This window comes from Serratia sp. T13T92, from assembly GCF_047530105.1.
Lineage (GTDB): Bacteria > Pseudomonadota > Gammaproteobacteria > Enterobacterales > Enterobacteriaceae > Chania > Chania fonticola.
Genome location: NZ_JBLJAK010000005.1, coordinates 52104 through 67918, shown reverse-complemented (window position 1 = coordinate 67918; position 15815 = coordinate 52104). Strand labels below are relative to the sequence as shown.

At 49.4% G+C, this 15815-nt stretch carries 14 protein-coding genes and 1 pseudogene; 10 read left to right on the top strand and 5 right to left on the bottom strand.

What is annotated here, in order from left to right:
• Positions 1-412: 412 nt before the first annotated feature.
• Genes ACMV5I_RS07630 through ACMV5I_RS07610 form a run of 5 tightly spaced genes read left to right on the top strand, consistent with a single transcriptional unit; the run spans position 413 to position 5678 of the window.
• Positions 413-952 (top strand): spore coat U domain-containing protein, encoded by a 540-nt coding sequence (locus tag ACMV5I_RS07630; protein WP_414824049.1) that lies wholly within the window; start codon positions 413-415, stop codon positions 950-952.
• A gap of 9 nt (positions 953-961) precedes the next feature.
• Positions 962-1471 carry a spore coat protein U domain-containing protein gene (locus tag ACMV5I_RS07625; protein ID WP_414824048.1) on the top strand — a complete coding sequence of 170 codons (510 nt, stop codon included), beginning with the start codon at positions 962-964 and terminating at the stop codon, positions 1469-1471.
• Positions 1472-1502: 31 nt separating this feature from the next.
• Positions 1503-2210: a molecular chaperone gene (locus ACMV5I_RS07620; RefSeq protein WP_414824047.1), complete on the top strand. Its 708-nt coding sequence runs from the start codon at positions 1503-1505 to the stop codon at positions 2208-2210.
• 49 nt (positions 2211-2259) lie between these two features.
• Positions 2260-4590 carry a fimbria/pilus outer membrane usher protein gene (locus ACMV5I_RS07615; protein WP_414824046.1) on the top strand — a complete coding sequence of 777 codons (2331 nt, stop codon included), beginning with the start codon at positions 2260-2262 and terminating at the stop codon, positions 4588-4590.
• A complete protein-coding gene (locus tag ACMV5I_RS07610) occupies positions 4578-5678 on the top strand; it encodes a spore coat U domain-containing protein (RefSeq protein ID WP_209522735.1) in 1101 nt (366 codons plus the stop codon). The genes ACMV5I_RS07615 and ACMV5I_RS07610 overlap by 13 nt, the downstream gene beginning before the upstream one ends.
• 100 nt (positions 5679-5778) lie before the next feature.
• On the opposite strand, the gene ACMV5I_RS07605 is transcribed toward ACMV5I_RS07610, so the two are convergent.
• Positions 5779-6114 (bottom strand): low molecular weight protein tyrosine phosphatase family protein, encoded by a 336-nt coding sequence (locus ACMV5I_RS07605; RefSeq protein WP_414824045.1) that lies wholly within the window; start codon positions 6112-6114, stop codon positions 5779-5781.
• Between the two features lie 2 nt (positions 6115-6116).
• Positions 6117-6335 (bottom strand): hypothetical protein, encoded by a 219-nt coding sequence (locus tag ACMV5I_RS07600; protein ID WP_202727666.1) that lies wholly within the window; start codon positions 6333-6335, stop codon positions 6117-6119.
• Positions 6336-6516: 181 nt separating this feature from the next.
• Between ACMV5I_RS07600 and ACMV5I_RS07595 the strand changes: the two genes are divergently transcribed.
• A complete protein-coding gene (locus ACMV5I_RS07595) occupies positions 6517-7428 on the top strand; it encodes an EamA family transporter (RefSeq protein WP_024484987.1) in 912 nt (303 codons plus the stop codon).
• A 245-nt stretch (positions 7429-7673) separates the two neighbouring features.
• Positions 7674-7895, top strand: coding sequence for a hypothetical protein (locus ACMV5I_RS07590; RefSeq protein WP_021179822.1), 222 nt, complete (start codon positions 7674-7676; stop codon positions 7893-7895).
• Positions 7896-7936: 41 nt separating this feature from the next.
• On the opposite strand, the gene ACMV5I_RS07585 is transcribed toward ACMV5I_RS07590, so the two are convergent.
• The 3 genes from ACMV5I_RS07585 to ACMV5I_RS07575 all read right to left on the bottom strand — a co-directional run bounded on the left by ACMV5I_RS07585 (position 7937) and on the right by ACMV5I_RS07575 (position 12619).
• On the bottom strand, positions 7937-8311 hold the full coding sequence (locus ACMV5I_RS07585) for a lysozyme inhibitor LprI family protein (protein WP_414824044.1): 375 nt from the start codon (positions 8309-8311) through the stop codon (positions 7937-7939).
• Positions 8312-8459: 148 nt separating this feature from the next.
• On the bottom strand, positions 8460-11534 hold the full coding sequence (locus ACMV5I_RS07580) for an efflux RND transporter permease subunit (protein ID WP_414824043.1): 3075 nt from the start codon (positions 11532-11534) through the stop codon (positions 8460-8462).
• Positions 11534-12619, bottom strand: coding sequence for an efflux RND transporter periplasmic adaptor subunit (locus tag ACMV5I_RS07575; RefSeq protein ID WP_414824042.1), 1086 nt, complete (start codon positions 12617-12619; stop codon positions 11534-11536). The genes ACMV5I_RS07580 and ACMV5I_RS07575 overlap by 1 nt, the downstream gene beginning before the upstream one ends.
• Positions 12620-13097: 478 nt before the next feature.
• On the opposite strand from ACMV5I_RS07575, the pseudogene ACMV5I_RS07570 reads away from it, so the two are divergent.
• From ACMV5I_RS07570 to ACMV5I_RS07560, 3 genes and pseudogenes are all read left to right on the top strand, one after another.
• Positions 13098-13246: pseudogene (locus tag ACMV5I_RS07570) on the top strand (porin); the annotation flags it as partial.
• Positions 13247-14195: 949 nt separating this feature from the next.
• Positions 14196-14864, top strand: coding sequence for a DsbA family protein (locus tag ACMV5I_RS07565; RefSeq protein ID WP_414824041.1), 669 nt, complete (start codon positions 14196-14198; stop codon positions 14862-14864).
• Positions 14864-15811 (top strand): ABC transporter, encoded by a 948-nt coding sequence (locus ACMV5I_RS07560; protein WP_414824040.1) that lies wholly within the window; start codon positions 14864-14866, stop codon positions 15809-15811. Before ACMV5I_RS07565 ends, ACMV5I_RS07560 begins: the two co-directional genes overlap by 1 nt.
• Positions 15812-15815: the final 4 nt, after the last annotated feature.

Here is a 15815-nt window from a genome sequence, read left to right as displayed (position 1 = left end):
AGAATTACTATATTAATATAATAGATCCCATTATCACGTCAATAATGATAATTATTATTGACGTCTATTTTTGTGTGTTGGCCTGATTTTTCATGAAAACAATCATTCCGTTTTATGGATATTGATGACTATTTTTGTATAACGTAATTGGTAAGGGGGTATATCAAAGTGTAAATTTAAAAAACATATTCCTGTAAGGTTTTTTTTATTTGTGAAACTAAAGATTTCAATGGGATTTTTAATTTACTATAAATGATAGTTAAAACAAGGGATTATTGTGTTTTATATCTAACTTGCAACATAGATAAAAACGATCGATTCAAGTTTTTTCATTGGTAATAACGTGTTTTATTGCAAGTATTATTGATTTAGTCTTTTGCGAAAATTCTTAATTAATATTTAAGAGGTTGTGATGAAATATCGTTTTTTTAAAGCAAGAAACTTGTGCTTTTTACTCGGTGCGGCCATTTCCGTAGTCGCTAATGCTAGTGTAAATAGCAACTCTATCTCAGGTGAGATTTCAGTTTCCTTGAATGTATTACCCGGTTGCGTTGTTAAATCTGCCCAACAGCCCAGTGATTTATCCACCGTTGCTGATGGTCAGCAATGGATGACATTAGCTTTTCCTGATTCAGGTGCAACGGCAGGTACTCAACTAAACGCACAAGATAAAATGAATGTTCAATGTACGGCGGGAGCACAGCCTTCATTGACACTAGACGCAGGGAAACAGGGTGATAAAGACGTGTATAATATGTTGAATGAAGATAATACAACGAAAATGCCCTATATCATTGCCAGCGATCAAGAAGGTACCAATATTATCAAACCGAATGAGCCAATAAATATTACTAGTTCTGGCGACGTCGCTCTCTATGCTAAGGCTACGGTCCCACAAAATGCTCAAGCAGGTAAGTATACGGATACCATTAAAGCCACAATAAGCTGGTAATTGAAGGTCATGGGCGTCAAATTGTCTTCAACAACCCTGATACTGGTGCTAGGTTTATCCACCATGAATTCCCCTGTACAGGCTACGGTTGGTCAGCAAGTCAGCGCGAAATTTGATGTCACGGCCAATATTAACAACGGTTGCAGATTCATAGGGAGCAATAAACTTTCTGTGGATCTGCCTGATCTATTGATTGGTCAATCCTCAGTTTCCAGCCAAGTCTATTTTAACCTGCAGTGTACACCTGGTGCTAACGCAACCATTGATATTGATGATGGGCAGCACTCCTTAAACGGGGGAAACCGGGCGTTAGCATTAGATGGTGGTAATGACCAACTGATCCCCTATCAGATTTTTGCAGTGAAAGAGGGAAAGAAGATTGAATGGGTAGCTCCCATTATATTCACACCCGATGAGTTAAATAATAAAATTGAAATTGACGTGGAAATAAATCATCCTCCATCTCCACTTATACCCGGTCATTATACAGATACAGCAACTATAAGTGTCTCTTACTAAATACGAAATAAATTATTTGGTGGAATACCGCATGAATAAATTACTTTTTTCATTTGCCATGCTGGCATTTTCTACTCATTGTTTTTCAGCAGCAAATATGGAAATCTGGCCGGTCACGATTTCTTTTACTGGTAGCGCTAAGAACAGCGTTTTTTGGTTAAAAAACGTAGGTAGTGAAAGTGTTAGTCTGCAAGTTAGGATATTGAACTGGCAACAGGTAGATTCGAAGAACTTGTATACGGAACAAAATGAGGTTTATACAGTACCTGCTTTTACCATTATCCCACCGAAAAAAAAGATTCCGATAAGGATATATGGCATCAAGAATAGAGGTGACAAAGAGCATGGCTTAAAGGTTATTATCGACGAGTTACCGACGCCTGATGTGAATCAAAAGAGCACCCAGAACAATATAAAAATCCGCATGCAATATATTCTCCCCCTGTTTGTCTATGGGCAAGAGTTGCAACCCACTATTCTTCCTGGTGCTGACGGTGTACCAAAAGAAAAACATCATTTAATCTGGTCTGTTAAAAAAAATACTTTATGGATAGAGAATCCTGATAAGACGCATGTAAAAATCACCTCCATTGATTTTAAATGTGGAAAAAAAGCCTGCTATCATCAGGATATTCCTGTCAGCTATGTTCTGCCAAATGCCAAAATGGCGTTCGAACTTCCTCATGATCATTTAATCCCAGCTGCTGCTAACGCTTTGGAAACTCATCCATCCAGATAAGTAGCATCAATTTTTCCTGCGCCTGGCTGAGAGCGAGAGCGAAATGATAATGAATAAGATCACGACATGTCTGCTAATCATAATACCGACGACGATGGTTCATGCAGCAACCTACGTTGACACTATTCCCACCCAGAACAACGCAGGGCAGGACCACCTTTTCATGGTTAATATTAGCGAAAACGGCAAACATTTACCCTCTCCTGAGCGGGTCATCATGAATGGCAGTGTGATTGCTCTGTCTACAGAAACTCTGGACAGCCTGCACATTCGTTATGCAGGCTATCAGGTGAAAGATCACTATGTGGACATTAGAAAAATCAGCGGTGTCACCGCCATTTATAATGCCAAAACGCTGGAGTTGGCGATCGGTATTCCTCCAGATTGGATCCCATTACAGCTCGTAAAAATCCAGGATAGCTGGAGTTCTCCCTATTATGCTGAGAATGTTACCCCAGGCTTTGTTTTTGATTACGATATTTATGATGAACACCCTCGTCACAATAGTTATTTTTCTTCCTGGATGAACGGGCGCTACTTTAATCACTTTGGCTACGTGAATCTTTCTGGGCAGTATATCGATCTCCATCAAGGGGGGCACGGTTATTCCCGATTCAAGCGGCTGAATACCAGTTGGGTTTTCAATAACCGCAACAGTGCACAAAAGCTGATACTTGGTGACATTCAAACCGATGCGGGCAATGGGTTCGGCGGTGTCTATATGGGGGGAATACAGTTCCGTCGGGACTACACGCTACGCCCCGATATTGTCACTTATCCCTCTCTGCGTCTGAGAGGCACTGCATCGACGCCCTCTTCGCTAGACTTTTTTGTGAATGGCTATCGTTCGGCCAGTTCTCATGTCGATCCAGGTGCTTATGTTATCAACAACATCCCCTTTATTAACGGTGATGGAACAATGACGGTGGTGACCACCGATGCGAATGGCCGGCAGGTCTCTAGCCGTATTCCTTACAGTATCCAGACTGACATGCTGCGTCCTGGATTAAGCGACTTCAATTTTTCAGTTGGGGCGCTGCGCTACAATTATGGTTGGCAGGATGATCAATACAAGAATATAGCCCTCAGTGGTACCTATCGCTATGGTATGACCGACCATCTCACTGCTCTTTCCCATATTGAGGGGGCGGACGGGTTGAAGATGGTGGGGGGCGGATTCCAGTTCAATATGAATAACTGGGGCCGTCTTGATGCCACGGTTACCATGAGTGATGCGCAGTACTCGCGCCGAGGTGCCAGAGAGTACCTCGGTTATACCAAACAATTCCAGCACGCCAATATTAACATCAGTCACATCCGATCAAGCGGCGGCTACCGGGATTTGGACAGTTTTGATTCTGATTACGGTAGTGCATTAGCCTCGGATCAGATCTTTGCTTCTTATTCACTTGGTGCTTCGGCTGGCGTCCTGGGGGCTGGGCTTATTTATCAGCGCGATGATATTGGCATTACACATAAAATAGCCAATCTGTCTTACAGTACCCTTGTCGCTAACCTTTTCAGTCTGTCGATTTCTTATAGTAAAGCCTTCTCTGAGGACCGAGCGGATAACTTTATGCTAGGGGTCTCACTTCCTTTCGGCAGCAATACCCGAATCGGTGTACAAAATATGCAGAGCAACAGAAACGCCAGTACGAATGTGGTTTCACTGACGCATAACTCCGGTTCAGAGCTAGGGGTTGATTGGGATCTGAATTATAGCCGCGAGAGAAATGCTGACATGGGTTATCGCGATATGTCTGCCACTTGGAAAACGCCAGCGTTCAGCGCTAGTGCTGGGGCATACGGTTACAGGGAGCTGACGCCATGGGTTGGGCTGCAGGGGAGTGTAGTGTTTATGGATCAAAGCGCCTTTTTCACCAAAAAGGTGGGAAATGCGTTTGTCAAAGTCGACACCTATGGCGTAGAGGGGCTCCCGTACTACCTGGATGGAGCCTTGAAAGGCAAAACGAATAGTCAGGGGATTGGTTTTATCAGTGACGTCGTCCCCTATGAAAAAAATCTGGTCACGATCGATCCTTCCTATTTGCCCGAAGATGTGAACATCGCCGACGTGAGGAAGAGTTTCTTTGTGCCGGAAAACTCGGGTTACAGCGCGAAATTTTCCCTACAAAACTTGAATGAACAAGTATTGCTGCGCCTTGTTCCGACACGTGGGGTGACTTTAACATCAGGAAGCGAGATCCAGGATCAACATCACCATACCGTCGCGCTCTTGGGGAATGGTGACTTGGTTTCAATGAAAAGGCCACAGATGACCGAGACTTATACGCTGGTTTCTGACGGACAAAAACGGTGTTCCTTCCAGCTTTCAGCAGAAAATAAACACGGCATTGAGGTGGAAACATGCGCACGATAACCCTGCATTTCCTTTTGCTGGCGCTTAGCCTGACTTTTGTTCCTTCAACTTGGGCTATTACCATAAACTGGTCTAAGATCTGTGATATTAGCTGGACGGATGAAGTAGTCGATTTCACTGCGGGTGGTTCCGTTTCTCCGTTGGATCTGGCCGATACCCCGCAGGATTACAGCCAAGCGGTTCATGTCTGGTGCTATGAAGCTCCCGATGTAACCAGCGGAGATGCTCAGCATATCGGGTTAGTGGTAGAGCAGCAGCATAATAGCGCGACTTCCTTTCTGGCCATGTCGGCAAATCAGGCGAACCAAAGTTTATTGCCCTTTGTCTTTTGCCTTGGTAATCATGGGTCCAATCTGCTTTGCGTCGATACAGTGAATAAGAAAATCACCTACAATTGGGGAACGGATGCATCTGTTCCTGCTCTGATGCCGCAGATTTTTCAGAAAGTCACCGATGGAGAAATGCCTGATGATTGTGCGGCAAAGGGAACGTGTGGTAAAGGTCGTATATGGCCTATCCCCAAAGGGCCATATGATTACGTTGCGCATGTGCATATAACCACCGATCCGAAAAAGATTGCCGTATCGCCTCCTATACCAGGAGCTTACTCTGACAACATTACTCTTCGTCTCAATGGGCAGGTGGCTTCTGGCCGCACCTTGATCCCTGATCTTGACTTGACCGCCGAGAACAACCCGACGGTTACCTTAACGGCGACGCTGAAAGACGACTGCCGCATTATCAATACTCCAGATGTGCATTTTGATGGTGCCTTTTCATCGGAACTGACGCAAACGCAAGATATTACCCTGCGTTGTACTAACACTACGCCCTATACCATTAGCTTTCAGGGGGGGAACGACAGCATTGGTTGGCACCAGATGAAATCGCAGACTTCGGATACTTTTTTACGTTACCAGATATATAAAGATGAATTACATACTCAGATATGGGATGCAAATCAAGCAGCAGGAGAGGGTAATGGCAAAGAGCAAAAATTGAGAGTCTTTTATGCTACCGACCCATCACAACCGAATGTGCCAGCGGGGAGCTATAAAGATACGGTTACGATGACGTTATCCTATTGATTATCCGTGCGTTGAATCTGGAATTCAGGAAAGGTTAATTTGGATGAGCAGAGAGCGTTCACTGCCATCCACCGCTTACGGGGGCATGTGCCTGACAAGTTTATTTCAGGATGAAAGGCGCCAAGAACGGCTCGGTAGATTGCTCTAGCAGAGTGATAAGTTCGGGATCCATATATTGATAGTCATCGGGGATATCGAGAACATGCAGGGGCTTATGTTCCAGCAGGCGGCGATACTCGGCAACCAGACGGTTTTTGTGTTTTTGCTCCATGACAAAAATCATATCCGCCCAGTGCAACAACTCCGGCGTCACCGTTTTTATGGCATTACGGCTGGTCCCGGCCGACCTTGCGGTCAGGCCGGGAGTTCTGTGCCACATGCGCTCTGCGGTTGGGCTGCGCCATTGATTACGGCTGCAGACAAACAGCACATTCATGGTTATTCGATCTCATCGAGTGCGTTACGCCGGGCTACAGCGCGGGATATCTGCGGATACTCTATGCCTAATTGACTCGCTCGCGTTATTTTATGTGAGCGGGTGTAGAGCATTTTCCACCGTTTCTCTTTGGTGAACTTGGGTTGAAAATCCCCCATTTCACTATGTTTGTTGCGCTTGTTATTCACCAGGCGCCAGGCCCGGCCACGTATGTCAGTCATATTAATGCCTCATCGGTTTATCGGGGTTCAGCAGCCGCGATAATACGAGAGGTAGTGCAGCAGCATCTTATGCCGCCCGGTAATGCTAACATTTCGGCTATAAACAATAAATCATCTTGATACGGTGGCCGCTGGCCTGACGAGGTTGCAGCCTCTCTATGGGAAATAAAAGGAATGCATGATGTCAGTGAAGGATAGGTTATTGGCGCTGTTCGTGGTGGTGGCCTGGGGGCTGAACTTTGTGGTGATTAAAGTTGGGCTGTATGGCATGCCACCGTTTCTACTCGCAGGCCTGCGTTTTGCGCTGGTGATGTTCCCGGCCATCCTGTTTGTCAAACCACCGAATATCCCTCTCCGTTGGATGCTGGCGTACGGCATCACCATCAGCTTTGGTCAGTTCGCTTTCCTGTTTATGGCCATCAAGCTTGGCATGCCTGCGGGTTTGGCATCACTGGTGCTGCAGGCTCAGGCTTTCTTTACCATTTTGCTCGGCGCGCTGCTGCTGGCCGAAAAGCTGAAATGGAACCATATTGCCGGGATTATGATTGCCACCGTTGGTATGTTTATGTTGGCTAGTGCGGGCATGGCTGGGCAAACGACGGCGGGCATCACGCTGACCACCATGATGTTGACGCTGGCCGCAGCGTTATCTTGGGGTCTCGGGAATATCACTAATAAGGTGATTATGCGCGATCGCAATGTGCCGATCATGTCACTGGTGGTGTGGAGCACGCCCGTACCGGTGGTGCTGTTCTTCATGTGCTCATGGTTGTTTGAGGGGCAAGCGCTGTTGATTGACAGCCTGGTGCATATTCAAGGTGAAACCATTCTGGCGCTGATCTATCTGGCGTTTGTTGCCACCATTATGGGTTATGGCATCTGGGGTAATCTGTTGAGCCGCTATGAAACCTGGCGCGTTGCGCCGTTGACGCTGCTGGTGCCGGTTATCGGTATTCTCTCTGCCGCATGGCTATTAGGCGAAAGGCTATCATTGCAACAAATGATCGGTGCATTGGTGATCATCGTGGGCTTGCTGGTCAATGTGTTTGGCGGTTTGCTCAAGCCTGCCATCAGAAAATATCAACAGCGCTAGCGGTGAGGGGGAGCAACATGCTGAACTCCCTCATCTTTGCTTTTTATCATGCTGAGTCCGTCAGGTGTTGAAGGCAGCGAGATAAAACATCAGCCAACGCTGCCATCGCAGGCCCAAATTTATTTGTTTCACCCCCACACATTTTGCGACTATTCCGGATCCATCGCGATAGGCATCGGTGGTACAGTGGCGCGATTTTCATTCATTTTGATGTTTTTTTGGCTGTTGAACGCCGAGGTGTGAGTATGAGTAAGTTTATTGCTGCGGGCCTGCTGGCCGTTTTACTGTCCGGGTGTGCTACCGAGTCACCTTGCGTACCGGTCTATGATGACCAAGGCCGTTTGGTACATACCAATACCTGCATGAAAGGCACCACTCAGGATAACTGGGAAACCGCCGGGGCGATTGCAGGTGGGGCGGCAGCGGTAGCTGGCCTGACGTTGGGCATTATCGCGTTAACCAAATAGTGATTTTTTAGTCGGGGCGCAGCATAGGCGCCCCGAACCTCTTACTGCTGCTGAGCCAGTTTTTTGCTGTCACAGCCGGTACTTTTGCATTCCCGCTCTACGCTTTTCAGAAAATCGATACGGCTTTGCATGGTCTTGTTTGAACAGCCAACATTGATCATGGAATCGTCGCTACATTGACTGTCCCGATTTTTCAGCCATTCGATCTGCGACTGCTTCAGCGTCTGCTTTTGTGGTTGAGTCAGCAGTCCCATCACCTTCTTGTATTGCACGTTGATCTCTTGATCCAGTTGCACCATCTCCAATGCCGCGCAGTAGGTCACGTCATAAGGGGTGCGCGGGCTATCACAACCACCGGCCAACGCAGTGGCAGAGATCAACAGCAGCGAACATCCCAAGATTGTTTCTTTAATCACTTTGCACTTCTCCGTGTTTGGTTTTGAACTGGCTACACAGTAAACCAATGCCGCATTTTGCAATAGCCCGATTTATGCAAGAGGCTCTCTTTATTGCGAGGCCGTGTAAACGGGCGCAGCATGCGGCGCCCCTACGTAGAGTGCGATCTCAAGCTTCAGTCGTCACCTTTTGCTTGTCGGAGTTCATACAGCTGTAGATCACCGGCAGCACCAACAGCGTCAACACGGTAGCAAAGCCCAGGCCGAACATGATCACCACCGCCATACTTTGGAAGAAAGCATCGCTAAGCAGTGGGGCCAGGCCGAGTACGGTGGTAAAGGCCGTCAGCAGGATAGGGCGCAAACGTGAGGTAGAGGCGTCGATGATGGCCTCCAGGATCGGTTTTTCCTGCCGCTGCAACCCAATTTCCTCTACCAGCACAATGCCGTTACGGATCAACATGCCGCTTAAACTCAACAGGCCGATCAGCGCCATAAAGCCAAACGGAATACCGGTTAGCAGGAAGCCCACGGTTACCCCAATCAACGCTAGCGGAATGGTCAGCCAGATGGCGACGGCATTTTTCAGCGAGCTGAACATCAGCACGGTGATGATGAACATGATCACAAAGGCCACCGGCAGGCTGGTGAACAACCCGGCCTGGGCTTCCTTGGTACTTTCATAGTCGCCGCCCCAATTCAGTTCATAGCCGCGCGGTAATGGGATGGCATCAATATCCGGTTTGATGCGTTGCAACAGTTCGGCAGAGGTTTCACCGCTCTGGGAGCTTGGATCGGCCTGAACCGTCAGGGTGCGTTTGCGATCCCGGCGCATGATCAGCGGATCTTCCCACTCGGTAGTAAAGCCGTTGACCACGTTGTCGATAGGAATAAACGCCTGCCGTGCCTGGCTCCAGATCATCACGTCGTTCAACCGTTCCGCATTCAGTCGCTCCGAGTCCGGCGTTCTTAACACAATCGGCATTAACCGTGTGCCATCACGATATAGGCCAACGGCGATCCCGCCAAAACTCATGCGTAGCGCACTGTCGATTTCGCGTTTATCCACCCCTAATTCACGGCCAAGATAATCCGAGAACTGCGGGCGAATGACCTTGCTGCGCTGTTGCCAGTCGTGCATGACTCCGTCGGCATTGGGGTCTGCGCTGGCGATGGTTTCTGCCTTGGCCGCCAGCGTTCGCAGCACGTTCGGATCGGGGCCGATAAAGCGCGCTTCGATGGAACTGTTATTCGAAGGCCCGAACATGATGCGTTTGGCCTGGGCGTTCACCTGAGGGAAATTATTGCGTACGTAGCCCTCTATTTGGCCGATCATACCGGGGATCTGGTTGAGCTGTTTGGCTCGCACCATGATCTGTGCATAGTTGGAATATTGCCGCTGTGCGTTGTAGGTGAGCATAAAGCGCATGGCACCCTGGCCGATGGTGACCATGGTATCGCTGACGCCGTCTTGCGCCTGGATATGCTGCTCGATCTCGGCGGCAATCTTTTCGGTGTAGGCGATATCGGTGCCATAGGGCAGCCAGAGATCGACGAAGAAGATCGGCGTATTGGACGGCGGGAAGAAGCTTTGGCGCACGTTGCCAAAACCGATCACCGAGACGACCATCAACGCGGCCAGCACTCCCAGCGTAAGAGTGCGCTGGCGCAGCAGTTTGCCCAACAGATTGCGATAGACGCGGAACAGCCAACCATCATAAGGCGATTTGACCGGCTCATCGGGTTTTGGCTCGGCCATTTTCTGTTTTTCAAACGCCCATTTGGTGAATACCGGTGTCAAGGTCAAGGCGGTGAACCAGCTCAGCATCAGCGAGATCAGCAATACCTGGAACAGTGACTTACAGTATTCGCCGGTGGCATCGTTGGATAAGCCGATCGGCGCAAACGCCAGAATGGCAATCACCGTCGCCCCCAGTAGCGGGAACATGGTGCGTTTGACCACGTTATTAATGGCCTGTAGGGTCTTCTCACCCTGTTGCCGCCCAACCAGCACACCCTCGACGATCACAATGGCGTTATCCACCAACATACTTAAGGCGATCACCAGCGCCCCGAGCGAAACACGCTGCAGCTCAATATTGAACAGCTTCATGATCAGCAGGGTGCCAAGCACGTTCAGCGCCAGCGAGGCGGCGATCACCAGCCCGCTGCGCACCCCCATAAAGATCAGCAGGGTGCCGACCACGATCAGCAGCGCCAGCAAGAAGTTCGTGATAAAACCGTTCACCGCGCCTTCTACTTCATGGGACTGATCGTAGAAAACGCTGATATCCATCCCAGCGGGGCGTTCGGCTTGCAGTTGGGCCAACCGGGCCTTGACCGCTTCGCCCACCACAATCACGTTCACATTCGGGGCAAAGGATACGCCGATAGAGAGCGCAGGCCGCCCGTTGGCACGGTAGATATTATTGGGGGAGTGGGTTACCCCCTGGCTGATGGTGGCAATATCGCGCAGGTAAACGCTGCGCGGGCTGCCCGGCTCGCTAATCAGCAGGTTACCCAATTCTTGCACGCTGGCAAATTCCCCGGTGGGATGCAGCCTGATCGACTCACTGCCCACCAACAGATCCCCGGCGTTGGACACCACGTTCTGCCGGCTCAACAGATCGTAAAGCCGCTGTGGGATAATATTGGCGGCGGTCATCTGGGCGCGGGAAATCTCAATCTGCACCTCTTCCGGGATCACCCCGACAATCCCCACCTTGCCCACGCCTGGTACCACCACTAACTCACGGCGTAACAACTCGGCAAAGTTGCGTAGCTCCTGATTGCTAAAGCCGTCGCCATACAGCGAGAAGAAGAAGCCATACACATCACCAAAATCATCGTTCACTATCGGAGGGCTGGCACCGGGCGGCAACCGTATCGCGGCATCGCCAATACGCCGGCGCAACACATCCCAGATTTGCGGCAGTTCGGCGGCACCGTATTCGGCACGGATATTAATGGTGATCTGCGACAGCCCCACGCTGGAGATGGAGGTGACGTTATCGATATAAGGCAGTTGTTGAATGGCATTTTCCAGCGGCAGGGTGACTTCTTCCTCCACCTGCTGGGCTGAAGCGCCGTCATAGCGGGTGACCACCACCGCAGTCTTGATGGTAAAGGCCGGATCCTCCAGCCTGCCGATGTTGAGAAACGCCAGCACGCCGCCAATACCTAGCAGCAGGATCGCCAGCCAGATCCGGGTGCCGTTGTTGATAAAGTTCTCTGTCAGTTTCATTACAGACCTCGCTCACGGACCCAGGCGCGCACTTCCTGATTGGGGCGCAGTTCGCGAGTACCGGCGGCGACGATCCGTTCACCATCGGCCAGACCGGAGACGATCTGTATTCCGTTCGCGGTCAGTTGTCCGGTTTCAACCTGACGAGATTCCACAAACAGTTTGCCATCACGTTCCTTGATCACCCACACATGGGGCTGATTGCGTGGGCTGTTATCTGGGTTAAATATCGCTTCTACGGGCACAATGACATTGGCCTTCTGCGAAGCCCCGGCCAGATTACCGAGATTGATTTTCACGCTGCCGCTCATTCCCGAGAGCATTGGCAAGTCTTGCGGACGCGGCATGGTCAGGGTCATTTGATAAGTCAATGAGCCTGCGGTGGTATTGGTGGTGTGCTCTTTATAGCGGGCGGTAAACTCGCGGTCCGGCAAGTTGTTCAACAGAACAATAGGTTGGTACTGTGCATTGTTTTCATCAATCACAATGAACAGATTTTCGGGGATGCTGAAGACCACATCCAGCGAATCCAGCGAGTTCAGGGTCGCTATCGGTTGGCCTGCCGGGATCACTTGATAGTTACGGGCAGTTAGCGTGGCAATCACACCGGTAAAGGGGGCACGGATTTGCATATCGCTCACTTCTTCCCTGGCCAACTTCAAGGCGGCTTGGGCCGAATCACGCGCTGCGCGATGAACATCCAGTTCGGCACGGGGAATAACATTGCGGGCACTCAGGGTGGCGAAACGATTGAATTGAGCCTGCGCCAGATCGAACGTGGCCTGCCGATCACGTAGCCGCAGGCGTGCGTCATTACTGTTTAGCTCGGCAATCACTTGCCCCTGGTTGACTCGTTCCCCTTCGCGTACCAGCAATTGTTGCAGTTGCCCTGGGCGCTTAAAGGCCAGGTCGGTACGGTCACCTGCGATAATCCTGGCTGGGAAGATGCGTACTCCTTGCTGGGCACTGTTGCTAACTTCAAAGATATTCACCGGACGGACGCTTTCGAGTTCTTTAGGCGTCTCTCTGTCACAGGCAGTAAGAAAAAGTGTGCAAAGCACAACGGCAACCAGTTTTATATTCACGATGCAATCTCTTAGGATCGGATTTTAGGGGGAGCGATGAGTTAACTCGTTGACCATATGCATCACGTCTTACCGCTCGTCTAGGCCAGCTCCGGCCTTTGTTCACGCTGCTGCGGGAACGTAATCTTGCTACTGTGACCGTAGGACACAACCACCTCGGATTTCACGTACTCCCGGCGCTATTCCCCTTATCCGCTAGCGGGCGTGCGCAATCCATGTTGTTTCCTTCAGTTTCAACCACTCGTAGACTCTTCAAGCTTAGTATGCCGTTTGCCAACGTGAGTAAATTATCTTCAGCTCATGCCGTTGGCCCGGTTTCAGCTATGGCTAATCAATCAACGCTAATGATTTTCCCGCTAAGATAATCAGCACACGCGAAGAGAGGATGCCGACGATAGTACTGATTGAGATGATTCTTGGTTATGATCTGAATCATTTTCCGCATTATGGCGTTTGCAAATCGATATAAGGCACCGTCCTGAAATACGATGCCAATAATGTCTACCCGGCGGCCATGTTTACCCACTCTGATAACGCTCTCCGTATTGGCAGCCATAATAGCCTGTTGCCGACAAGGCACAGAACCTTGAGCTGGTAGCACAGTACCCGTTCTATTTTGGCCTGCGTACACTCCAATGCTAAAGACATTCAAGGTGTCGCTACGCCTAAACTTTGTACTCTGTTGGCTATGATAAAAGGCCCAGTGCCACCCACTTCGTGTTATCAACATTGCAAGTTGCTCTGCTCTCTCCCTCCGATTATCGCCTCGTAATACTGTTTAGATTCTCTTTAATATCTTGCGTTCTTGATGTGGGGCTGCTTTTACGCTCAGGGAATTGTCCTTTATTAATTATTGTTATTTGGTACGGTATATCTAGTAGTGTATTTTCCTATTGTATTTAATCTTATTATTTAGCGAGAAATATCCTGCATTAGCGATGTTATGATCTGGTTGGAATATGTCAATTGCCATAAAAATTATTATTGATCTGCTTTAAACGTCGGGCTATCCTTGGGTCAGAGCTCTTTTGATAGAGCGAAATAACTCACTTTAACTTAACTCCCTACGCTTTAATAAAGGTATGGTTAACCGTGCCTTTATATCAAGCGTAGGATTACTCTATCACTGATGATAGGCGTTACTCGGGCTGTTTTTGTTTCACTTTAATAAAAAGGACGATGTTGTGAAAAAAGTTAATACCTTCGAAGCAGATACAATTGTTGGCGGTAAATGTAAAAGAGTCTGTGCTGTTGAGTATGTGGGTGGCGCTGGTGGTGCTTGCTATCTAGTCAGAACTTGTCTGGATAAGAATGGCCGAATTGTGAGTCAGACTAGCTCATCTGTTGATCCTGCCAACTGCCCGGCTGGCCGGCCGTAAGCTCTTCCTGAGCTTCAGGATATTAGTTTGGGCTGATGCGATAGGATTTTTGCATCGGCCTGTTTGAAAAATGCTGCTTATTGATGGACAGGGATGTGATGGCTGTTGGCTCGCCAACGGCGCTACGTGCTAAATAAAAATGGCTATCCCTCCGTTATAAGATCTCATTGGTGTGCCTTTTTTAGGATGTATGGTTTATGTTCAAAAGACCCCTGCTGCTTCTCATTTATACCTTGGCGATCATCGTTATTTCCTCGTTGATCACAACGGCCTATTTCCACTATTTTGTATTGAATCAGGGCATCGAACAGCAAGCTCTGGTTGCCGTCAGCGATGACGAGATCAAGAATAGCCCGATCAAAGAGGGTAATACCATCGTCGAGATATTCTCTTACGGCTGCCACTACTGTGCCATAAACGAAGAGAATATTGCCAAGCTGGAAGCGCGTATGCCAGCAGGTACAAAACTGATCCGTCTGCATCTTAATAATGCGCAGAGCAATGGCTTGGCAAGTTTCGCCCCATTATTTGCCACCCTGACGGTGATGGGTATTGAACCTCAGCACCGTGAAAGTGCCTATAACGCCGTCATCAAACAGCAAAGCGATCTGAGTAAACCCCAAAATCTTGATAGCTGGTTGATGGAGAATGGTATCGATCTCGCGACTTATCACGCAGCCAGTCAAACTCCGCAGGTCGCAGAGTTGCTGAGCTATATGACCATCGTGTCCGATCACTACAAAATCAACGCGACGCCAACCTTTATCGTCAGCAAGAAGTGGCTGGCTCTGCAGGATCGCGATTTCCCGGAATTTGCCGATCACCTGCTGTCGCTGCTGCAGCATGATAAACCGCTGGAGCAATAATGCGTTTCTTTGCCGTGTGGGTTTACCTGGCATGGAGAGATGCCCTCGCAAAAATCGCGCGGAGTTTTTCGCCGTTGCGCAGAGCACAGGACAAGACCGTTTGCTGGTTGCTGCGGCATGGCGATTATCGTTGGTTTCTTGGGCTGGCGGCGCTTAGCCGCTGGCTGCGGTTGAATAACCGGGGGGAGCGCAGGCGTGCTTTTGTGGCCGCAGCCAATAAGCAATGCCTGATTGACGATGGCCGTAAGGTGGATTTTGCCAAGATCAGCCAGCGTCGTCGCTTGCTGGATCTGGCCGCTGCCTATGCCGCTAACGCTCACCTCCTGGCCCAGTTGGAACACTGTCAGGTACAGCTCAACGCAGTCGTCGAGCCCTTGCACCGAGCAGGGCAACCGGTGGTGCTTGCACCGCTGCATATGGTCTCTGACGTGTTGGCTGGCATGGTGGGGGCTGGGGTGTTTCCGGGGCAGGCAACGGTGGTGGTTTCTGCCAGTGCAGAGGTCTATCAGGAAAGAACGCGACAGCAAGCGGGAATTAACCTGACTTACTGCTCGATCCATGATGATAACCGGGCGATTGCCGGTAATTTGACTAGCGCGATTATGGCGGCGGCCGATCATCAACGCAATATCATGATTTTCCCCGACATCTCCCCGGATTATACCGTGAATACCAATGAGGCGAAAACGGCGAAGCTCAGTTGTCGCCTGTTTGATCGCCCGGCCAACCTGCACAGCGGCATTATTCGTATCGCCAGAGCCTTGTCTGCGCAGGTGGTTTCTTATTACCTGTATTACGACCAGGGAATAAAAATCCACATTTATCCGCCGATACCGGCCTGCAACCTGAAAGCCAAACTGCCGGAACTGATTGAAACGTCGATCGTCAGGCACCCTGAAGATTGGCTGTTATGGCACTCACATTCGTTATTTTTTATCAATGAATAACCTG